14 protein-coding genes are annotated in these 20,603 nt (G+C 72.3%); 3 read left to right on the top strand and 11 right to left on the bottom strand.

The window, feature by feature from the left end; genetic code table 11:
* Positions 1-19 precede the first annotated feature (19 nt).
* The 3 genes from Q3W68_RS14095 to Q3W68_RS14085 are packed head-to-tail and all read right to left on the bottom strand — an operon-like array spanning position 20 to position 1,871.
* Entirely contained in the window at positions 20-706 is a 687-nt protein-coding gene (locus Q3W68_RS14095) for a hypothetical protein (RefSeq protein ID WP_302905850.1), read from the bottom strand.
* Positions 703-1,524 (bottom strand): ATP-binding cassette domain-containing protein, encoded by an 822-nt coding sequence (locus Q3W68_RS14090; RefSeq protein ID WP_302905849.1) that lies wholly within the window; start codon positions 1,522-1,524, stop codon positions 703-705. Before Q3W68_RS14090 ends, Q3W68_RS14095 begins: the two co-directional genes overlap by 4 nt.
* Positions 1,521-1,871: a PadR family transcriptional regulator gene (locus tag Q3W68_RS14085; protein WP_302905848.1), complete on the bottom strand. Its 351-nt coding sequence runs from the start codon at positions 1,869-1,871 to the stop codon at positions 1,521-1,523. The genes Q3W68_RS14090 and Q3W68_RS14085 overlap by 4 nt, the downstream gene beginning before the upstream one ends.
* Before the next feature lie 133 nt (positions 1,872-2,004).
* Between Q3W68_RS14085 and Q3W68_RS14080 the strand changes: the two genes are divergently transcribed.
* Positions 2,005-2,982: a hypothetical protein gene (locus Q3W68_RS14080; RefSeq protein WP_302905847.1), complete on the top strand. Its 978-nt coding sequence runs from the start codon at positions 2,005-2,007 to the stop codon at positions 2,980-2,982.
* A 38-nt stretch (positions 2,983-3,020) separates the two neighbouring features.
* Here Q3W68_RS14080 and Q3W68_RS14075 read toward each other — a convergent pair whose 3' ends face one another.
* Together Q3W68_RS14075 and Q3W68_RS14070 are read right to left on the bottom strand one after the other, a co-directional pair.
* Complete coding sequence (locus Q3W68_RS14075) at positions 3,021-5,093, bottom strand: N-acetylmuramoyl-L-alanine amidase (RefSeq protein WP_302905846.1); 2,073 nt, start codon at positions 5,091-5,093, stop codon at positions 3,021-3,023.
* A gap of 20 nt (positions 5,094-5,113) precedes the next feature.
* Positions 5,114-6,562, bottom strand: coding sequence for a VCBS repeat-containing protein (locus Q3W68_RS14070; RefSeq protein WP_302905845.1), 1,449 nt, complete (start codon positions 6,560-6,562; stop codon positions 5,114-5,116).
* Positions 6,563-6,805: 243 nt separating this feature from the next.
* On the opposite strand from Q3W68_RS14070, the gene Q3W68_RS14065 reads away from it, so the two are divergent.
* Positions 6,806-7,870, top strand: a complete 1,065-nt coding sequence (locus tag Q3W68_RS14065) for a LacI family DNA-binding transcriptional regulator (RefSeq protein ID WP_302905844.1) — start codon at positions 6,806-6,808, stop codon at positions 7,868-7,870.
* Here Q3W68_RS14065 and Q3W68_RS14060 read toward each other — a convergent pair.
* Genes Q3W68_RS14060 through Q3W68_RS14035 form a run of 6 tightly spaced genes read right to left on the bottom strand, consistent with a single transcriptional unit; the run spans position 7,860 to position 18,665 of the window.
* Positions 7,860-9,494, bottom strand: a complete 1,635-nt coding sequence (locus Q3W68_RS14060) for a fucose isomerase (protein ID WP_302905843.1) — start codon at positions 9,492-9,494, stop codon at positions 7,860-7,862. The two genes, Q3W68_RS14065 and Q3W68_RS14060, sit on opposite strands and share 11 nt — an antisense overlap.
* 43 nt (positions 9,495-9,537) lie before the next feature.
* Complete coding sequence (locus Q3W68_RS14055; protein ID WP_302905842.1) at positions 9,538-10,530, bottom strand: substrate-binding domain-containing protein; 993 nt, start codon at positions 10,528-10,530, stop codon at positions 9,538-9,540.
* 26 nt (positions 10,531-10,556) lie between these two features.
* On the bottom strand, positions 10,557-11,651 hold the full coding sequence (locus Q3W68_RS14050; protein WP_302905841.1) for an ABC transporter permease: 1,095 nt from the start codon (positions 11,649-11,651) through the stop codon (positions 10,557-10,559).
* Positions 11,648-13,261 (bottom strand): sugar ABC transporter ATP-binding protein, encoded by a 1,614-nt coding sequence (locus Q3W68_RS14045; RefSeq protein ID WP_302905840.1) that lies wholly within the window; start codon positions 13,259-13,261, stop codon positions 11,648-11,650. Before Q3W68_RS14045 ends, Q3W68_RS14050 begins: the two co-directional genes overlap by 4 nt.
* Positions 13,258-15,381: a family 43 glycosylhydrolase gene (locus tag Q3W68_RS14040; protein ID WP_302905839.1), complete on the bottom strand. Its 2,124-nt coding sequence runs from the start codon at positions 15,379-15,381 to the stop codon at positions 13,258-13,260. The genes Q3W68_RS14045 and Q3W68_RS14040 overlap by 4 nt, the downstream gene beginning before the upstream one ends.
* Positions 15,381-18,665, bottom strand: a complete 3,285-nt coding sequence (locus Q3W68_RS14035) for a DUF2961 domain-containing protein (RefSeq protein ID WP_302905838.1) — start codon at positions 18,663-18,665, stop codon at positions 15,381-15,383. Before Q3W68_RS14035 ends, Q3W68_RS14040 begins: the two co-directional genes overlap by 1 nt.
* 395 nt (positions 18,666-19,060) lie before the next feature.
* On the opposite strand from Q3W68_RS14035, the gene Q3W68_RS14030 reads away from it, so the two are divergent.
* On the top strand, positions 19,061-20,584 hold the full coding sequence (locus Q3W68_RS14030; protein ID WP_302905837.1) for a VCBS repeat domain-containing M23 family metallopeptidase: 1,524 nt from the start codon (positions 19,061-19,063) through the stop codon (positions 20,582-20,584).
* Positions 20,585-20,603: the final 19 nt, after the last annotated feature.

Raw genomic sequence — 20,603 nt, 5'->3', positions numbered from 1 at the left:
GGTCCGCCGCCCCCGCCGGTCAGGTGGCCAGGCGCAGGTGCCGGCGCTGCCGCAGCCGCACCGCGGCGGCCACCACGACCAGCAGCGTGAGGACGACCGCGAAGACCAGCCCGTGGGTCAGGCCCCGGGTGAGGTAGCCGCCGTCGGTGTGGTCGACGGCGTACGTGGCCAGCTCGCGGCTGAACCAGAACGGCAACGCGCGGGTGGCGCCGCCCGCCGGGTCCATCACCATCTGGAGACCGATCACCGTCAGCAGCACCAGCGTGCCCTCCAGCTCGCGCGGCAGCACGGCGCTCAGCAGCAGGCCGAACGGCACCGACACGAACACGGTCAACGCCATGATCAGCGCGATCGCGCCGTACCGCACGTCGCGCTGGTCGGCCAGGACGAGCAGGAGGTACGGGGCGGAGAGCAGCACGCCGACGGTCCAGAGCGCGAGCAGCCGGCCGAGCACCAGGTGCCGGCTGCCGTAGCCGGAGAGCCGCAGGCGGGGTTCGAGGCCGCGCGCCGCGCTGCCCGCGAACAGCGCGGCGGTGCTCAGCGCCCAGGACAGGCCGAGACAGACGAAGCGGATCGACTGCCCGAGGTGGTCGCCGCGGCGGCTCAGGTAGAAGGCCAGCGGCATCAGCAGCAGGATGACCAGCACGGTACGGCGGCGCAGCAGCTCGCGCAGGGCGGCCTCGGCCACCACGAGGGTCCGGCTCATGCGTCGCGCTCCCCGGCCAGGTCGAGCACGACGTCGACGCGGTCGAGCTGGTTGAGCAGGTGGGTGACGACCACGACGGCCTTGCCGGCGTCGCGCCACCGCCACACCTCGTGCCAGAAGTCGAGGTACGTGCCCCGGTCGAAACCCTGGTAGGGCTCGTCGAGCAGCAGTACGTCCGGCTCGCCGAGCCGGGCCAGCACCAGGTTGAGTTTCTGCCGCGTGCCGCCGGAGAGGTGCCGGGCCTGGGTGCGCCGCGGCGGCGTCCACTCCAGCCCGGCCGCCTCGGCGCGCCCGGCCCGCCGCGCCGCCGTCCGGCCCAGGCCCCGGCCGGCGCCGATCAGCACGAAGTGCTCGTCCGGGCTGAGGAACTCGGCGGTGCCGCCGTCCTGCGGGCAGTATCCGAGCGTGCCGTGCACCTCGACGGTGCCCGCCTCCGGGCTCAGCAGGCCGGCGCAGATCCGCAGGAACGTGCTCTTGCCGGCGCCGTTGGCGCCGACCACCGCCGCGATCTGGCCCGCCCGGACGGTGAGGTCGACCCGGTCCAGGACGGTGCGTCCCCGGTAGCGCTTGGTGACGCCCCGGGCGGCGAGCCGCACCGGTCCGGGCTGGCGGCGCGGCGGCCGCAGGTCAGGGCCGCCGAGGCTGTCGACCACCGCCCGGGCGTACGTCTCCGGCGCGCCGAAGACCCGCAGCGGCGACTCCCCGCTGTCGAGCAGGTGGGTGGCCGCCTCGGCGACGACGTGACCGGTCAGGTCGGGCCCCACCCCGTGCCGGCGCAGCTCGCCGGTCAGGGCGGCGAGCCAGGGTTCGTGGTTCACCGCTTCGGCTCCTCGCGCAGTATCGTGCCCACGCTCGACGCGAAGGCGCTCCAGTCGATCGCGGCGGCCCGCAACGCCGCGCTGCCGGCCGGGCTGATCCGGTAGTACTTCCTCGCGGGCCCGGTTCCGCCCTCCCGCCAGTGCGCGGTGAGCAGGCCGGAGCGCTGCAACCGCAGCAGCACCGGGTAGAGGGTGCCGCCCTGCACGGCGCCCAGGCCGTGGGCCCGCAGCGCCTGGGACAGCTCGTAGCCGTAGGACTCGCCGCGGCTCAGCAGCGCCAGCACGCAGAGGTCGAGCACCCCGCGCAACCACTGCGCCCGCCGTTCCTGGTTCATCCCGCTCCGCACTGTCCCGATCGGACGACATCCGGCGATGACGGTAGCGCCGCCATCTAGGTAGCGCAACCATCCAGTGGGCCTCCTCCGGTCCGGCGAGGCTGATAGGTTGCGCGCTCCGGACGGGTTCGACGGGGGAATGCGCATGTCCGACACGGGGGCCGGATCCGAGCAGGGACCGGCGGGGGACGCGGAACAGCGGGGAGAGACCGCCTGGACGCGGCCGGCCGGCGAGCCGCCCGGCGTTCCCGAGCCGCCACCACCGCCCGCCACCGGGCCGGGTCACGGGTCACCCGTTCCGGGTTACGGGCCACCCACCGCTGGTCCGCCGTACGGTCCGGCCACGCCGGCTCCGCCGTACGGGCCGTACCCGCCACCCGGCCCGCCGTCGTCCGGCCGCAGCCGTGCTCTGGTCGTCGCCGTCGCGGTGCTGAGCGTGCTGCTGCTGGTGGCGTGCTCGGGCCTGATCGGCGGCGCGTTCCTGCTGGGTTCCTCGCCCCGCGAGGCGGCCGAGCGGGAGCCGGCCGCGCCGCCGGCGGCACCCTGGCGGTCGTCCGGCGCGACGCCCACGCCGGGTGCGACGGCGAGCGCGGAGCCGTCGGCGCGCGGGCCGCAGCCGAGCGACTTCCCGGCGGCGCAGATCTCCGATCTGAACGACGTGTGCGACGGTGTTCTCTACTTTCCGCAGTCGCCGAAGCGCACCGGAGCGGCGCCGCACCCGGTGGCGCTGCTCGTCGGCACCGATCTGGGCACGGGCAGCCGCCGCCACGACCAGGTCTACTACTACGACGAGGGCCTGTCGAAGCGGGTGGAGCGGACCTGGGCGTCGGAGGACCCGAAGGTCGTGCAGACGGTCGCCTGCCTGGATCGCACGAGCACCGGCGCGACGATCCGCAAGTGCCGCTACGACGACCCGAAGCCGGACACGCTGACGCTGCTGAAGGCCACCTACCGCCTGCGGGTGTACGAGGTGGCAACCGGTCGACGGCTGCTGGACAAGACCATGGGCGGGGACGACCAGCAGTGCCCGTACGTGGTCCTGTACGGGCAGGACAAGAAGATCTACGCCGAGGTCAGCCACCGATCGCTGCTCTCGGCGCTGCGCAACCTGGTGAAGCGGTAGACGCCGGCCCGCCGGGCCGGCGTCTACCGCTGTCGGGGTCAGAGTGTGGTTTCGCCGGTGAGGCCGAAGTAGTCGTGCCATTTGCTGCTGGGGGCGAAGGTGGTGCCGGTGGACAGGGCGACGTAGATGTCGTTGGTGGTGTTCTTGGTGAAGACGATGAGGTCGTCTTTGCCGTCGCCGTTGGTGTCGGCGAGGTAGGGGAATTCGCCGGGTAGGCAGAAGAAGTCGTGCCATTTGATCGTGGTGCCGGCGAAGGTGGTGCCGGTGGAGGTGGCGGCGTAGACGTCGGCGTCGGTGTTGCAGGTGAAGGTGACGATGTCGTCGCGGCCGTCGCCGTTGATGTCGCCGACGCGGGGTTGTTCGGTGCCGACGGCGAACAGGTCGTGCCATTTCTGGGGTGGGCCGAAGCTGGTGCCGGTGGACAGGGCGACGATGACGTCGGCGGCGGTGGCGGGGCCTTGGGTGAAGGTGATGATGTCATCCTTGCCGTCGCCGTTGACGTCGCCGAGGGCGGGGAACTCTCCGGGGATGGAGAAGTAGTCGTGCCATTTGACGGCGGTGCCCGCGAAGGATGATCCGGTGGACAGGGCGACGTAGACGTCGGCGTTGGTGTCGTGGGTGAAGGTGATGATGTCGTCGCGGCCGTCGCCGTTGACGTCGCCGACGGCGGGGACCTCGGTGCCGGGGGCGAACCAGTCGTGCCATTTCGCCGACGCCGCGAACGACGTGCCCGTCGACAAGGCGACGTGGACGTCGGCGGTGGTGCCGTGGGTGAACACGATCGCGTCGTCGCGTCCGTCACCGTTGACGTCGCCGGTCAGCGGTGTCTCCCCGGACAGGGCGAACCAGTCGTGCCACTTCACCGACGTGCCCGCGAACGACGAACCCGTCGACGTGGCCACGTAGGCGTCGGCCAGCGCACCATGGGTGAACGCCACCACGTCATCGCGACCGTCACCATCGAAATCGGTAGGCGAACCACCGAGATACCGAGCGGCCGATCCACCCCCGCCCTGGTTCACCAGTGAGAGGTAGTAGTTCCAGTTCCAGTTCGGCCCCGGGTCGGTGTGGTCGTTGCCCGGAATCTCGTTGTGCCCCTTGATGCCGGTGCGGTTCTTCGGGATGCCGTACTTGTCGCACAGGTAACGGGTCAGCGCGGCCGACGAACGGTACATCGCGTCGGTGAACCAGGCCGGGTTGTCGACGTAGCCCTCGTGCTCGATGCCGACGCCGTACGCGTTGCCGGACCGGGCGTGGTACGCGGTGTCGCCCTCGCGGACCATCTGGGTGATCTCGCCGTTGCTGGACTTGACCACGTAGTGGGCGCTGACCCCGGACGACGGGTTCTGGAACCAGCTGATGGTCCCGGCGTACGAACCCTGGGTGACGTGGAGGATCACTGTGGTGATCCGGCTGGACCGCCCGACGCCGTAGTTCGCGCCGTTCGCGGCGACCCACCGCGCCGGCGGGTACTCGGGCACGGCGGCGGCCAGGGTACGGGACGCGGTGCCGGCGGGGGGAACCGTGGCGTAGCGGCCCCGCTCCGGCTCGACCCGGTGCGCCCGGACGGGCACCGCTCCCGGAATGCCCTGCTGCACCAGCTCGTAGATCCCGTCCGCGTACAGGCGTGCGGTGGCGTCGTCGGCCGCGCCGCCGTACCGCGCCACCACCGGGTACCAGGCGGTCACCCGGTCCCGGTCCCGCGCGGTCAGTCCCTCGGCGTCGGCCAGATCGCGCAGCACGGCCGCACCGCCGCGGATGTTCGCCGGCGTGACGGTCTTCAGTCGCGCGACCGGCTCGCCCGTCAACTCCGCCGCCCGTTCCAGGCTGTGCTGGACCGGGTTGCTCACCAGGTGCATCACCCCGTAGCCGTTCGCCTGGCTCGGCTTGCCGCCGTGCGCGTCGAGGCGGGACTCGCCGTAGCCGACCGCGACCAGGACGTCCCGGGGCACGTCGTACTCCTGCGCCGCCCGCACGAACGCGGCGTCCAGCGCGGTCCGGCCCGGCGGCGTCGCGGACGCCGGCGCGGGCTGCACCGCGATCCCGCCGGCGAGCGCCGCGGCCAGCAGGGCGATTCCGGCGCGCCGCCGTCTCCGTCGTGTTCCGGCCACGAGGGCCTCCCATCCTGACGTCACAGGGTCACCTCACCGGTGAGCCCGAAGTAGTCGTGCCACTTGCTGGAGGGACCGAAGGTGGTGCCGGTGGACAGCGCCACGTACACGTCGTTTGTGGCGCCCTTGGTGAAGACGATGAGGTCGTCTTTGCCGTCGCCGTTGGTGTCGGCGAGGTAGGGGAATTCGCCGGGCAGGCAGAAGAAGTCGTGCCATTTGACGGTGGTGCCGGCGAAGCCGGTGCCGGTGGAGGTGGCGGCGTAGACGTCGGCGTCGGTGTTGCAGGTGAAGGTGACGATGTCGTCGCGGCCGTCGCCGTTGATGTCGCCCACCCGAGGTTGCTCGGCGCCCACGGCGAACAGGTCGTGCCACTTCTGCGGCGCCCCGAAGCTGGTGCCGGTGGACAGCGCCACGATCACGTCGGCGGCGGATGCGGGGCCCTGGGTGAACGTGATGATGTCGTCGCGGCCGTCGCCGTTGACGTCGCCCAGGGCGGGAAACTCCCCCGCGACGGAGAAGAAGTCGTGCCACTTCACAGCCGTGCCGGCGAACGACGATCCGGTGGACACGGCGACGTAGACGTCGGCCGTCGCGTTGTGCGTGAACGCGACGATGTCGTCGCGGCCGTCGCCGGTGACGTCGCCCACGGCGGCTATCTCCGCGCCGGGGGCGAACCACTCGTGCCACTTGCCGGGTGACGTGAACGCCGAGCCGTTCGACAGCGCCACGTACACGTCGCCGGTGTTGCCGTGCGCGAACGTGACGATGTCGTCGCGGCCGTCACCGTTGACGTCGCCCGTCGACGCGGTCTCCCCGCCGATGGAGAAGAAGTCGTTCCACTTCACCGACGTGCCCGCGAAGCCGGTTCCGGTCGACGTGCTCGCATACACGTCGGCGGAGGCGTTCTGGGTGAAGGTGAGGACGTCGTCGCGGCCGTCACCGTTCACGTCAGTCGACGAGCCGCCGGCCATACCGTGGGTACGCGCCGCCTGGTTGAGCAGGGTCCGCGCGGTCGCCGCCGCCTGGTCGTACCGGTCGGGGAAGCCCGACCGCTGGACGCACTGGGCGACCTGGCCCGCCGTGAAGCCGGGGTTGTTGCGATCGCAGGTGATCGCACGCGTGACGTACTGCGTGGTGGCGTAGACCGGGTCCATGATCTGCTCCGGCGTGCCCCAGCCGTAGTCCCAGCGCTGCTGGAACACGCCCAGGCTGGACTTGTCGCCGCAGGGCAGGTTGTTCATGTGGGACTCGACCCAGCCCGCCTCGAAGGTGGAGAGCATGACCTTGTCGTTGACGTTGTACGAGCGGGCCACCCGGTAGACGATCACGGTGACGGCGGGGTCGTGGGTGGCCGGCACGGACGGGCAGGCGAGCGTGTCCATCGGTACGGCGGCGGCGGGCGCGCCGACCGCGCCGGCCGCCGTGACGGTGCAGAGCGCGACAAGCATCGCCAGCAGGTTTCGTCTCACCGTGCTCCTCGGGGGTGTGGGGGTGACCAGCGGCACCGGGCGAGAAATCGATTGCTGACGAGTCTCGTAGTCACAAACATCGATGTCAATAGCGCCGGCACGACGCGACCCACCCGTCCGGAAATCGATTGCTACGCCGGTATAGGATTCCGAGCGATCTCCCGCGGTGGCGGTCCCCCTCCGGTACGTCACCATCCCACGGGGGCCGGGCCGGAGCGCCCGGGCGACGACGACGGGAGCGCGATGACGACCATCTACGACGTGGCGCGTCGCGCGGGAGTGTCGCCGGCGACCGTCTCCCGTGTCCTCAACGGGCGTGCCTCGGTCGACCCGGAGATGGCCGCGCGGGTACGGCAGGCCGCGCAGGACCTCGACTACCGCCCCAACGCCGTCGCGCGCAGCCTGCGCCGCAGCCGGACCAGCCTCTGGGCGGTCATCATCTCCGACATCGGGAACCCGTTCTTCACCTCGATGGTGCGCGGTGTCGAGGACGTCGCGCAGGAGGCCGGCTTCTCGGTCGTGCTCTGCAACGGCGACGAGGACCCGGAGAAGGAGGCCCGCTACGTCGCGGCGGCCCTGGCCGAGCGGATGGCCGGGGTGATCATCTCTTCGTCCGGGCGCCCGGCCCTGATCAGCCGCCTGGTGCAGGCCCGCATCCCGGTCGTGGCGATCGACAGGCAGCCACGCGGCGTCGAGGTGGACACCGTGCTCGTGGACAACACCCACGGCGCCGAGCAGGCGACCGCCCATCTGGTGGGCAGTGGCTACCGGCGGATCGCCTGCATCACCGGCCCGCGCCGGATCTCCACCGCCATGCAGCGGCTGCGGGGTTACCAGCGGGCGCTGAAGGCGAGCGGGCGTCAGGCCACCGGGGACCTGATCCGGTACGCGGACTTCCGCGAGGAGGGCGGCTACCGCGCGATGGCCTCGCTGCTGGAGACCGCCGAGCCGCCGGACGCGGTGTTCGCGGCGAACAACCTGATGACTGTGGGCGCCGTCGAGTGCCTCGTGGACAACGGCATCGGCGTGCCCGACCCGTTCGGCATCGTCGGGTTCGACGACATCCCGTGGGCGCACCTGGTCCGGCCCTCGCTGAGCACCGTCGCGCAGCCCACCTACGACCTGGGGCGTACCGCTGCCACGCTGCTGGTCGAGCGGATCGCCGACCCGGCCAAGGCGCCCTCGACCGTGGTGCTCCACACCGAGCTGCGGGTACGCGACAGCTCGGCGCCGTCGGCCGGCCGGCCGGGCTCCGCGGCGGGCCGAACCCGGTCACGCGGCACTGCCGCCGGCTCGCTCAGATCGTGACGTCCCCGCACAGGTGCACCCGTACGCCCAGCTCGGCGAAGAGGGCGGCCTTGACCCGCAGCGCTCGGTCGGCGGTGCCGGCGTCGGGCGCGTAGACCACGTTGACGTGGTTGGCCTTGTGCCGGGCCATCAGCTGGTCGCGGCCCACGCCGTGCAGCACGGCGTGCATGATCGGCCACTGCGGTGTGGTGGCGTCCAGCCGCCGCCGGGTCTCCGCCTCGGGCAGCTCCACCACCGTGCCGCGCCCGAGGTCGACGTGCAGGCCACCGTCCATCAGGAACACCCGTGACCAGACGATCTCCCCCGGCTTCGACACGCCGCTGAGCGTGCCACCGCCCAGCGGGAAGTACATCGGCGGCTGACGCATGCTGTAGGACCTGTCGTAGCCGCCGTTGTGCGACGCGGGCACCGAGCCGGAGATCTCGAAGACCCAGACGAAGTGCTCGCCGTACTGCTGCCCCCAGCGGATGTCGTGCAGCGTCGTCGCCGGGTCCAGGCCCATCGCGGTCCAGATCCGGTTGGTGACCAGCGAGTCCACAGCGACGCCCTCGTCGACCTCGTTGAAGTGCGGCAACGCCACGCCCGGATACAGCTCCCGGGAGCCGTCCCGGCTGGTCACCGGAGGGCGTACCACGTTGTTCAGCAGACCCTCGGCCAGGTCGCTGGCCGGCACCGTGTCCTTGAGTCCCTGCTGGTACTGGATCCCGACCGCGTCCAGCCCGAAGTCGTCGGCGATGCGCAGCGCGGCCACGTACATCCGGCACTGGCTCAGCAGCTGCGCCCGGGTCAGCTCGGTGGCCTCGTCGGTGCCGGTGTGGAACGTCATCCCGGCCGCCTCCAGCCAGGCGAGCACCGCCTCCGCCTCGGCGTCGGGCACGCGTGCCATCTCCGCCACCAGCGCGCTCTGGGAGAGGCGTTCCTTGAAGACACCGATCGGGTTGAGCAGCTCGTCGTCGATGATGGCGTTGTACATGCCCATGCAGCCCTCGTCGAAGACGCCGATGACGGCCCGCTCGGCGACGAGCTGCCGGGCCAGCGCGACGCCGAGTTCGACCTCCTCGTCCGGCCGCAGCTGCGGCAGCGGGCGTACGTGGCTCTCGTCGTGCACCACCTCGCCGGTCTCCAGCCACCTCTTCAGGCCGTCGCGCGCCCATTCGTCGGTGAAGTCCTCGCTCCACAGCGTCGAGTACCGCACCCCCGCCTTGGTGAGGCTGCCGGCGAGGTTGAGCAGGCCCACCAGGCCGGGGTGCTGCCCGCTCCAGTTCGCCACCAGCAGGATCGGCCCGCGATGGGCGCGCAGCCCGGCCAGCACGTGGTGGCTGTACTGCCAGACCGCCTCGACCACTATCAGCGGCACATCGGCCGGGATGCGCCGGAACACCTCGATCCCGGCGCGCTGGCCGTCGATGAAGCCGTGGCCGGTGGCCGGGTCGACGCCGTGACCGCGCCGCACGTGCCAGCCCAGCGCGGTGACGGCGGCGGCGAGGTCCGCTTCGAGCTGCCGCTGTACGGGCCAGCAGGTGACGTTCGCGCTCAGCCGCAGGTCGCCGCTGGCCACCGTGTAGACGGTGCGGGGCGGGGCGGCCGGACGCTCAACCGGCACGGGCAGTGTGTAACGGGTCACGGGGCAGCTCCCTCGGTCGGCGGGACGGGACGGGGGTCGGCGTTCAGAGACCGCCGAACTTCGCGTACGCCTCGGCGGCGTTCTCCTTGGTGATCCGCATGGTGCCCAGCGTGGTGCTGCGCGGGACGTCCTCGGCGCAGTCGACGAGGATCTTCCGGGCCAGCTCGACCGCCTCCCGGCCGCCGGTGGCGTACTGGAACGTGGCGGCCAGGCGGCCCTGCTCGACGGCCTTGATCCCGCCGGAGGGCACCGGCAGCGCGTCGATGCCGGTGAACTTGATCCGCCGCTCGGCACCGGCCGACTTCGCGGCGAGGTAGGCGCCCTCGGCCATCGGATCGTTGTGCGCGTAGATCGCCGCCACGTCCGGGTGGGCCTTGATCAGCGCGTCCGCCACCGACTGTCCCTTCTCCCGCAGCCAGTCGCCGGGCTGGGAGGCGACGATCTGGATCTTCGGGTTGGCGGCGATGCCGTCGCGGAAGCCCTGCGCGCGCTCGGCGGCGGGGGTCGAGCCGGGCAGCCCGGCGATCTCGATCACCTTGCCGCCGTCGGGCAGCAGCGTCGTGGCGTAGAACTCGCCCGCCGCCCTGCCGATCGCCACGTTGTCGCCGCCGACGAACGCGGTGTACGCGTCCCCCTCGACCTTGCGGTCCAGCACGATCACCGGCACGCCCTGGTCGTACGCCTTCTTCACCACGGCGGTCAGCGGCTTGGCCTCGTTCGGCGAGATGATCAGCAGGTTGATCTTCTGGGTGAGGAAGTTCTCCACGTCGGCGACCTGCTTGCTGTTGTCCTGCGCGGCGTCGGAGACCACGACGCGGAAGCCGGGTACGGACTTCGCCGCCGTCTGCACGTCGTTGTTCATCACCTGCCGGTACGGCTCGGCGTTGTTGGCCTGGGACATGCCGATCAGGAAGTCCTTGCCGGCGCCGCAGGCACGGGCCTGGCCGGCGTCGTCGGACGGTTTCTCGACGCTGCATCCGGTCGCCGCCAGTACGCCGGTGACCAGCAGCGCGAGCAGTCTGGTTCGCTTGTCCATGGGGTGGCTCCTCGGTGTGGATTCGGTCAGGCGAGGCCGCGGCGCAGCTTCTGCAACGCCGCCGCGAGCACGATCACCAGTCCCTTGATCAGCAGCTGGACGTTGGCGTCGATGTTGTTGAGCGCGAGGATGTTGTTGAGGATGCCGAGCAGCAGCGCGCCGGCCAGGGTTCCGCCCATCGAGCCGGAACCGCCGGCCAGGCTGGTGCCGCCGATGACGACGGCGGCGATCGCGTCCAGCTCGTATCCGGCGCCGTCGTTCGGGCTGCCCTGGTTGAGCTGTCCCGCGTGGACCACGCCGGCCACCGCCGCCAGGAGGCCGGCGACGGCGAACACGGCGACCTTGACCCGGGTCACGGGTACGCCGGAGAGCCGGGCGGCCTTCTCGTTGCCGCCGATCGCGTAGACGTGCCGGGCGAACGCAGTCGTCCGCAGCACCACAACCGCGGCCACCCCGATCAGCACGAACAGCACCGCCGGCACCGGGAGCACCCCGTTTATCGAGCCGTTGAGCAGTTCGAAGGCGGGCGGCGCCTCCTGCGGTCCGTCACCGTAGGCGATCGGGATGCCGAGGCCGCCGGACCAGATCCGGGCGATGCCCCGCGCCACCTGGAGACCGGCGAGGGTGACGATGAACGACTGGATGCCGAGGCGGGCGACGGCGTACCCCTGGAGCGCGCCGAACAGCGCGCCGATCGCGAGCACCGCGGCGACGGCGGGCAGGATGCCGAGCCCGGAGTCGACCATGAGCGTCGCGGTGCCGACCGCCGACAGGCCGAGGATGGCCCCGACCGACAGGTCGATGCCGCCCAGCAGGACGACGAACGTCATCCCGATCGCGATGATGCCGATCTCGGACACCGCGCGGACGATGTTCCCCAGGTTGCCGGCGGTGAGAAAGAGGATCTCGCCGTCGCGGCGCGGGGAGGCGAGGATCGCCACGACGAAGACCACCAGCAGCGCGAACAGGCTCTGCACCGCGAACAGCCGGTCGACCAGTTCCCGGCGGCTCCGTGGCCGGCGCAGCCAGCGGGCGGTGGCGGCGCGCAGCCCCACCGTACCGGCGGCGGGCGGCACGCCGGTCACGGCCGGCTCCGGCGGCGGCACGCGGGTGTCGGTCATCGGTCGTCCCTTCCGGCGGCCGGGCCGCCCATCGCCGCCGCGAGGACGTCCTCGGCGGTGCAGCCGCCGGTGGCGAGGTCGGCCACGGCCCGGCCGCGGCTCAGCACCACCACCCGGTCACAGACGCCGAGCAGCTCGGGCAGTTCCGAGGAGGCGAGCAGGATGCCCATGCCGTCGCCGGCGAGGCGGCGCAGCAGCCGGTAGATCTCCGCCTTCGCCCCGATGTCGACACCGCGTGTCGGTTCGTCCAGCAGGAGCAGCCGGGGTTCGGTGAGCAGGTGCCGGGCGAAGACGACCTTCTGCTGGTTGCCGCCGGAGAGCGCGCCGACCGGTGTGGCCGCCGACGCCGTCTTGATCGACAGGTCGGTTACCGACCGGGCGACTGCGGCCCGCTCCCGGCCGCGCCGGACGATCCCGGCCGTGGTCAAGCGGGCGAGCGCGGCCAGCACGATGCTCCGGCCGACCGGGTGTTCCAGGACCAGCGCGGAGCGGCGCCGGTCCTCGGGGACGAAGCCGACGCCGGCGCGCAGCGCCGCGCGGGGGCGGCGCGGCGCGTACGGGCGGCCGGCCAGCAGCACCGTGCCGGTGCGGCGACCCGCGGGCCCGGCGCCGAACAGGGTCTCCAGCAGTTCGGTACGTCCGGCGCCCATCAGCCCGGCCAGGCCGACGATCTCGCCGGCCCGCACGGTCAGGCTGATGCCGTCCGGGTCGCAGCGGCCGGGCCGGGGCGCCCGGGGCCGCACGGCCAGGTCGATGACACGCAGCAACGGGTCGCCGCCGGCCGATCCGGGCGGCGGGCCGGGAGCGCCGGCCTCGTCCGCCGGGGCGGGCTCGAACAGCGACGCGGCCCGGCCGCCGACCATCATCGCCACGATCCGCCGCCGATCCATCCGGCCGGCCGGTACGACACCGGCTACGGAACCGTTGCGCAGCACCGTCGCGCGGTCCGCGACGACCTCGATCTCCTCCATCCGGTGGGAGATGTAGACGACGCCGACGCCCCGCCGGCGCAGGCCGCCGATGGTGGTGAACAGCCGGCGTACCTCCCCGTCGGCGAGGGCGGCCGTCGGCTCGTCCATGACGAGGACGCGGGCGTCCAGGGCGAGCGCCTTGGCGATCTCGACGAGCTGCTGCTCGCCGACGCGCAGTGAGCCGACCGGGCGGCGCGGGTCGATGTCGGCGCCGAGCCGGTCCAGGTGCTCGCGCGCGGTACGGGCCACGGCCCGCCGGTCGACTGTGCGCAGCCGGGTCCGGGGTTCCCGCCCGAGCACGAGGTTGTCGGCCACCGACAGCGCGGGCACCAGGTCGAGTTCCTGGTGGATGGTCGCGATCCCGGCGGCCTGGGCGGCGGCCGGGCCGGTGAACCGTACCGGCGTCCCGTCGACTGTGACCTCTCCGTCGTAGTCGGTGATGACGCCGGAGAGGATGTTGATCAGGGTGGACTTGCCCGCGCCGTTCTCGCCCAGCAGCGCGTGCACCTCGCCCGCCCGGACGTCGAAGTCGACACCGTCGAGGGCCGTCACGCCGCCGAACCGCTTGGCCACGCCGGCCGCCGCGACCACCACCCGGCCGCTCGCGCCCGGCGCGTCGCCGGTGGCCGCGCTCGTCACGGGATCGCGTTGATCGCGGCGTGCGCGGCGTCGGCGAACGCCACGTCCCGCCGGACCCCGCTCGCGGTCAGGCGCCAGGTGCCGCCCGCGTACTGGCCGGGCGCCCAGGACAGGCCGCCGGAACGCCACAGCGGTTGCCAGGCCGCCATCGCGTGGCCGGCGTCGTACCAGGTGTTGTCGCCACGCCAGGCCGACCCCCACCGGTGCGCCGCGACCACCGAGAGCCCGTCGCCGGTGCTCATCGTCCAGCGGGGCATCCCGGTGACGTCACCTGTCGGCCGCGCCTCCACCGCCGGGTCGCCGACCAGCGGGGACGCGCCGTCGATGTTGAACGCCACCTCCCACACCGCGGCGGTCGGCCACCCGTTCACCGACCAGGTGACGTCGCTCTGCAACCCGGGGCCGGTCCACCGGGGCGTCACGGTGAGCAGCCAGTCGGCGGTGACCGGCTCGTCGCCGAACGGGATGCCGACCAGGTTGATCCGGGAGCCGTCGGCCGACACGTCGACCCGGGCCGGCGCCCCGGCCCGGTCGGTCACGTCGAACCGGCCGACGGCGAGGTACGGGCCGGTGCCCCGGTGCGACGAGTCGAGTGCGGGACGGTGGTTGCCGGCGCCGGCCGGGTCCATCGCCAGCTCGGCGATCCGGGCGTTCGGCCAGGTGCGCACGTCGGCGCGCAGGAAACCGGTGGTCACCGTCCAGCCGCGCGCCACCACGCCGGTCGACCAGGTCAGCGGCGCCAGCCACAGCCCGCCCTGACCCCAGCCGGCGTGGGTCAGGTACCAGTTCGAACCGTCCACCACGACCTCGGCGGCGTGCGCGTCCAGCACCGTCACCTTCTCCGCGCCGTCGAAGCGCAGCGGGTCGCGGCTGCGGTAGACGGCCGTCCGGCGGTACGCGGCGCCGTAGTCGGTGCCGTCGCAGCAGACGAACAGGTACCACCACTCCCCCCGGCGCACCACGAACGGAGACTCCGTCTGCCCGCCCGCCCGGCCGGTGTGCGGCGAGGTGTACGCGATCGCGCGGCCGCTCCACGAGCGCAGGTCGGTGCTGGTCCGGTACGCCACGACGTGGTTGCCGCCGGACGGGCTCGACGTGGCCGTGTAGTACATGACCCACCTGTCACCCACCCGGGTCACCATCGGGTCGCGGCCCTCCCACCCGTCGGTGAACAGCGGGTTGGCGGAGCTGCGGGTCCAGGTGAACAGGTCGGTCGAGGTGGCCAGGTGCATGCGGTACCAGGCGTAGTCCGGGTTCCCGGCCGCGTAGAACATGTAGTAGACGCCGTTGTGGTGCACGACGTGCGGGGCCCAGATCCACTGCTCCCCGGCGCCGGGGTCGGCGGCCAGCGCCACCGGCCGTTTCGTCCACGGGCCGGTCGGGGTGGGCGCCGTTGCGTGCCCGAAGACCTTCTCGTCCTGCGGCGCGCCGGGTTCGGCGTGGGTGATGCCGAACAGGTGCCACACGCCGGTCTGCTGGTGCCGCACCAGCGTGTGGTCGTTGTAGTACCAGGTCGTCGACTCGCCTGCGCTCGGGTCGTAGACGCGAGTGGAGCCGCCCCGCGCCGGTGTCTCGCCGAGCAGCTCGTACGGGGTGGTGGTGACCGCCGCGAGCGGGCCGACGCGGCGCAGCGTCACCGTGTCCAGGCCGGCGAAGAAGCCGGTGGAGGCGCCCGAGCGGCCGGTCACCGTGACGGTGAGGCGGTGCGTGCCGGCCGACAGGGACGCCGAGCCCAGCGGCACCGCGCCGGTTCGCTGCACCGCGCCCGCGTACCCGTCGAAGAGCTGGCCGATCGCGACCCCGTCGACGGCGAAGCGCAGCGTGCCGTAGTCACCGGCCCGGGTGAGCACCGCGCCGAGGTCGTACTGCCCGGCCGGCACCGACGGCAGCGTGAGGGTCACCGAGTCACCGGCGCGGGTGCCCCGGAACCACAGTTGCCGTCCGCCGGACCAGCTCACCCCGCAGCAGTCGGCCTGCGCCTCGACCGGAGCGGTGGCGGAGACGACCGCGAGGGACTCGGCTTCGAGGCGTACCGGGTCGTCGGCCGGGGCCGGTGCGGCCGGGACGGCAGCCAGGGCCACCCCGAGCAGGAGCACCGCGAGCACGCGTCGGGCGCGCATCACGACACGCTCGGGCGGGGCAGGTCGGCGCCGGGCGCGAACTGGTCGTGCCAGCGGTTGCCGGGTGGCCCGAACCCGCCGCCGGTGGAGGGTGAGACGTACACGTCGGCCGTCAGCCCCCGGGTGTACGTCACCACGTCGGCGCGCCCGTCGCCGGTGAAGTCCCCCAACCCGGGCAGCTCGTCGCCGAACGCGAAGTGGTCGTGCCACTTCCACGAGTTCTGCACGAAGCGGGTGCCGTCGGACAGCGACACGAACACGTCGCCCGTCGTACCCCTGGTGAACGTGACGACGTCGTCGCGGCCGTCACCGTCCACGTCGCCCACCGCGGGCAGCTCGTCGCCGACGGCGAAGCTGTCGTGCCACTTCCAGCCGTCCTCCACGAAGCGGGTGCCGTCGGACAGCGACACGAACACGTCGCCCGTCGTACCCCTGGTGAACGTCAGGATGTCGTCGCGCCCGTCGCCGTCGACGTCGCCCACGGCCGGGAACTCGTCGCCGAGCGCGAAGTGGTCGTGCCACTTGACGCCGGGTCCGAAACCCGAGCCGGTGGAGAGCGCCACGTAGACGTCGGCGGCGGCGCCGCGGGTGAAGGTGATGATGTCGGTACGGCCGTCGCCGTTCACGTCACCGACGGCGGGGACCTCGGCGCCGACGGCGAAGAAGTCGTGCCACTTGACCCCTGCGGAGTATCCGGTGCCGGTGGAGAGCCCGACGTAGACGTCGGCGCTGTCGCCACGGGTGAACGTGATGACGTCGGCGCGGCCGTCGCCGTTGACGTCGCCGGTGAGTGGCACCTCCGCGCCGACGGCGAAGAAGTCGTTCCAGGGCCGGCTGTCCGGCACGAACCGGGTGCCGTCGGAGAGCGAGGTGAACACGTCCGCCGCGGCGCCGCGGGTGAAGTCGACGGCGTCGTCGCGCCGGTCGCCGTCGGCGTCGCTGGTGTTGCGGCCACGGGTGGTGCCCGAAACCTCGGCCGAGGGCGCGGCGGCGTTGCCCGACCCGTCGACAGCCACGACCCGGTAGTGGCGGGTCTGCGCGGCGGGCAGCGGGCCGTGCCGGAACGTGGTGGCACGGGTCGTACCGACCAGGTTGGCGGCCGTGATCGCCACCCCCGGGTTCCGGGAGGCGTAGACGCGATAGGAGACCACGCCCACGTCGTCGGCGGAGGGGGACCAGGTCAGGCCCAGCGCGTGCACGCGCCCGCCGGCCAGCGCGAGGCCGGCGACCGGGGCCGGGGCGACGGTGTCGGTGAACGGCGCCACCATGCTGTCGGCGACGTACCGGGCGGCGGTCCAGGCCGGCGCCCCCGCCACCGGGGTGAGCTGAACGGTCACCGAGGACCGGCCCGCCGTCAGGGCCGCGGACAGGACGAACTCGTCGGCCAGCCAGCGCTGTCTGTCGTTGCCCAGCGGCTGGAGCCACACCCCCGCCGGGTTGCCGTCCACCGACACGGCCGCCTGCTGGTAGCCGCCGGCCTGGTCGCCGTGGCGGCGCAGCCGTACCCCCTGGTTGTCGGGGTCGGTCGCCAGCCGGAAGCGGACCGGCGCGGTAGTGGCGCGGACCTGGCCGGTCTGCGGGACGTTGTCGTCGTCGCCCTCGAAGCTCGCGGTGAGCGTGGTCTGGGTCGCCGCCGAGTCGGTGTACGCGTGCGCGGCGCGGCTGGCGGCGTCGCCGGTGACGACCGTGTCGGTCCGGCGCGTGGTCACGGTGCGCTGGGTGTAGAGGAATGCGGTCGAGGCGTACTCGGCGGGCATGTCGTTGGCCGGTCCGTGTTCGATGCCGAAGCGCAGCGCGGTGCCGTACGCCACCGCGTCGCCGATCATGAGCCGGTAGGCGGCGTCGCACTCGTCGGCGCATCCGCCGCCGCGGACCAGGTGGGCGGTGTTGCCGGTGAAGACGCCGCTGTACTCGCCGCGGTTGAAGTACCAGCCCGACTCGTAGAAGTCCTCGGTGCCGGTGCCGTAGATCTGCGGCGTGGGCGAGCCGTCGACGTACACCCGCTCGTCGCCCTCCAGGTAGTTGCGGGTGTTGCCGCCGATGATGTGGCCGCGCATGGTCTGCGAGACGCCCACGAACCGGCCCCGCCCGGACTGGTCCGCGATGATCCAGTCGGTGCCGCCGGCCGTCTCGGCGCGGCGTGACTGAGTGGTGAAGTAGCCGGCGCTGCCGTCGGCGGCGAGCCGGGACGTCCACTCGGTGCCGGGCGCCGACGTCACCTCGACCTCGACGCCGCCGACTGTGGTGCCCGTCGTGTTGACGAGCGTCAGCGCGGCGGCGGTGCGGAACGGCATCGGCCACCAGGCGCTGTACCAGCCGCCGGGCGCGGAGTCCATGGCGAACATCAGCGACCGGACGCTGCGCTCGCCCAGCCCGGCGCAGAAGAACTCGCCGACCGGGCTGTCCACTGTGGTACGCCCGTCGAACGTCATCCGTAGCCGCAGCCCGGCCAGCGTTGGCGCCCCGGCCGCGGCGTCCGGTACGCGCAGCCGCAGCGCGGTGATCGCGCGTGGCCCGGTCAGGGCGGCCAGTGACACCTGCCCCTGCGCCGGGGCGGTGACGGTGGCGCGCGTGGTGGAGGCGCCGGCCTGGGCGGGCTTCGGGTCGCGGGTGCCGGCGGCGCGCAGCAGCGTGACCACGTCGGTGGCCGGGTCGGCCGGATCGAACCGGGGGACCCCTGCCGCGTCGGCGAAGGTCCGGTAGGTGACGTGGTGGAACAGCGGGTTGTTCTGGGTGGTGATCCGCATGGACTCCCGGTAGGGCATGGGCACCTTGACGGTGACGCCGCCGGACGTCTGGTCGGCGTTGCTCACCAGCGGCGCGACGAACGGGCTGCCGAGCCGCCCGTCCACGAGATCCTGGAGGTCGGCCTGGACGACCACGACGCCGTCGAGTTCGACGCGGATCCAGCCGGTGGCGCGGACGTTGCCGTCGTCGCGGGTGAACCAGATCGACTGCACCTCGCCCGGGCCGCGCGCCTCGGCGATCACACATCCCCCGCTCTGACGCAGACACGACCAGGTGCCGACGAAGCCGTCGTCGTTGGAGCCGTCGCGGCCGAAGCTGGAGAACTGGTGGGTACGGGTGCCGGCGGCCAGCTCCGGCAGGCGGTCGAGCCGGCGGTAGGCGTCCCAGCCGATCGGGCCCTTGTCGTCGGCGACGGCGAGAGCGGGAGCGGGCGCCGACGTAGCCGCCGGCGCGGCGGCGGACGAGGTCGCGGGTACGGCAACGGCCAGCAGCGCGGCTGCTGCGGCGCCGGCCCAACGGCCGATGCGAAGCCTCATCGGTGTCCCTTCCGAGCGACCGTAGGAGCCATGAGAAATCGATTGCTGGCGAGTTAACTTCGAGACTTCCACGGTTGTCAATACTTTGCGTCCGGCTTTCCCTCCGGGGCAGGAATCTTCGCGGCGGGTCGGCCCGCACGCCGCGCAGCCAGGCCGGGCGGAAGCGACGCTGAAGGAAGTTTTCCGTCGGCACGAACCACCCCGGCGGGTATTGACAGGCTCCGAAGTCTGCGGTTTCACTTCTCCTCAGCGCCACCGTCCCGCCGATCGGGACGCCAGCCGCCCCTTCTCCCACGCGAACTGTCAGGGCCCGCCCATCGGCGACACCGGGCCCTGGCCTGACGCGCCCACGTGCCGCTCCGACAGTCATCCCTCTTCCGACGAGGAGTCACCGCATGCCCAGATTCCCGACGCGTCCCGCCCGGCGGGCCCTCGTCGCGCTGCTCACACTGGCCGCGGCGATCCTCACCGCGGTGACGGTCGCCCCGTCACCGGCACTCGCCGCGCCCAACTTCAAGGCGCCGTTCCCCTGCGGGCAGCGGTGGACGTACAGCCACCACAGCGCCGAGGTGCGGCAGGCGCTGGACTTCGTCCGCGCCGACGGCACCACCGGCGGCACGCCCCAGGTGGCGTCCGCCGCCGGAGTCGCCCGCCGCTACTCGCAGCCCAGCGGCGCCGGCAACTACATCGTCATCGACCACGGCGGCGGGTGGACCACCTACTACTTCCACCTCAGCGCCTACTCGGTGCCCGACGGCGCCTACGTGCAGCAGGGCCAGCAGATCGGGATCACCGGCAGCACCGGCAACTCCTCCGGCGCGCACGTGCACTACGAGCAGCTCTACAACGGCGTCGGCCAGGTCATCTCGATCAACGGGGTCTCGCTCGCGCCGTATCCCGGCCAGTACAACCAGCGGTACCTGGTCAGCGACAACTGCGGCACGCCACCGCCGCCGCCCACGCCCCGCTATCTCGGTGGTTCGCCTACCGATTTCGATGGTGACGGTCGCGATGACGTGGTGGCGTTCACCCATGGTGCGCTGGCCGACGCCTACGTGGCCACGTCGACGGGTTCGTCGTTCGCGGGCACGTCGGTGAAGTGGCACGACTGGTTCGCCCTGTCCGGGGAGACACCGCTGACCGGCGACGTCAACGGTGACGGACGCGACGACGCGATCGTGTTCACCCACGGCACCACCGCCGACGTCCACGTCGCCTTGTCGACGGGCACGTCGTTCGCGGCGTCGGCGAAATGGCACGACTGGTTCGCCCCCGGCACCGAGGTCCCCGCCGTCGGCGACGTCAACGGCGACGGCCGCGACGACATCATCACCTTCACCCACGACACCAACGCCGACGTCTACGTCGCCCTGTCCACCGGATCATCCTTCGCGGGCACCGCCGTCAAATGGCACGACTACTTCTCCATCCCCGGAGAGTTCCCCGCCCTCGGCGACGTCAACGGCGACGGCAAGGATGACATCATCACCTTCACCCAAGGCCCCGCCACCGCCGCCGACGTCATCGTCGCCCTGTCCACCGGCACCAGCTTCGGCCCACCCCAGAAATGGCACGACCTGTTCGCCGTCGGCACCGAACAACCCCGCGTCGGCGACATCAACGGCGACGGCCGCGACGACATCGTCACCTTCACCTGCAACACCGACGCCGACGTCTACGCCGCCACCTCCACCGGCACCACCTTCGCCGGCACCACGATCAAATGGCACGACTTCTTCTGCCTACCCGGCGAATTCCCCTACCTCGCCGACACCAACGGCGACGGCAAAGACGACCTCATCGTCTTCACCAAGAACACCACCAACGACATCTACGTCGCCCTGTCCACCGGCACCACCTTCGCCCCCAGCAGCAAATGGCACGACTACTTCGGCCTCACCGGCGAAACCACACTCTGACCCCCGAACGTCAACCGAG

The sequence above is a fragment of the Micromonospora sp. C28ISP2-4 genome (assembly GCF_030519385.1).
Lineage (GTDB): Bacteria > Actinomycetota > Actinomycetes > Mycobacteriales > Micromonosporaceae > Micromonospora > Micromonospora tulbaghiae.
This window is presented reverse-complemented; position numbering and strand designations above follow the sequence as displayed.

Excerpts from the sequence above, each read along its gene's own strand:
- Q3W68_RS14035 (WP_302905838.1), bottom strand. The coding sequence starts at position 18,665 with ATGAGGCTTCGCATCGGCCGTTGGGCCGGCGCCGCAGCAGCCGCGCTG.
- Q3W68_RS14080 (WP_302905847.1), top strand. The coding sequence starts at position 2,005 with ATGTCCGACACGGGGGCCGGATCCGAGCAGGGACCGGCGGGGGACGCG.
- Q3W68_RS14055 (WP_302905842.1), bottom strand. The coding sequence starts at position 10,530 with ATGGACAAGCGAACCAGACTGCTCGCGCTGCTGGTCACCGGCGTACTG.
- Q3W68_RS14050 (WP_302905841.1), bottom strand. The coding sequence starts at position 11,651 with ATGACCGACACCCGCGTGCCGCCGCCGGAGCCGGCCGTGACCGGCGTG.
- Q3W68_RS14030 (WP_302905837.1), top strand. The coding sequence starts at position 19,061 with ATGCCCAGATTCCCGACGCGTCCCGCCCGGCGGGCCCTCGTCGCGCTG.
- Q3W68_RS14065 (WP_302905844.1), top strand. The coding sequence starts at position 6,806 with ATGACGACCATCTACGACGTGGCGCGTCGCGCGGGAGTGTCGCCGGCG.
- Q3W68_RS14040 (WP_302905839.1), bottom strand. The coding sequence starts at position 15,381 with ATGCGCGCCCGACGCGTGCTCGCGGTGCTCCTGCTCGGGGTGGCCCTG.
- Q3W68_RS14095 (WP_302905850.1), bottom strand. The coding sequence starts at position 706 with ATGAGCCGGACCCTCGTGGTGGCCGAGGCCGCCCTGCGCGAGCTGCTG.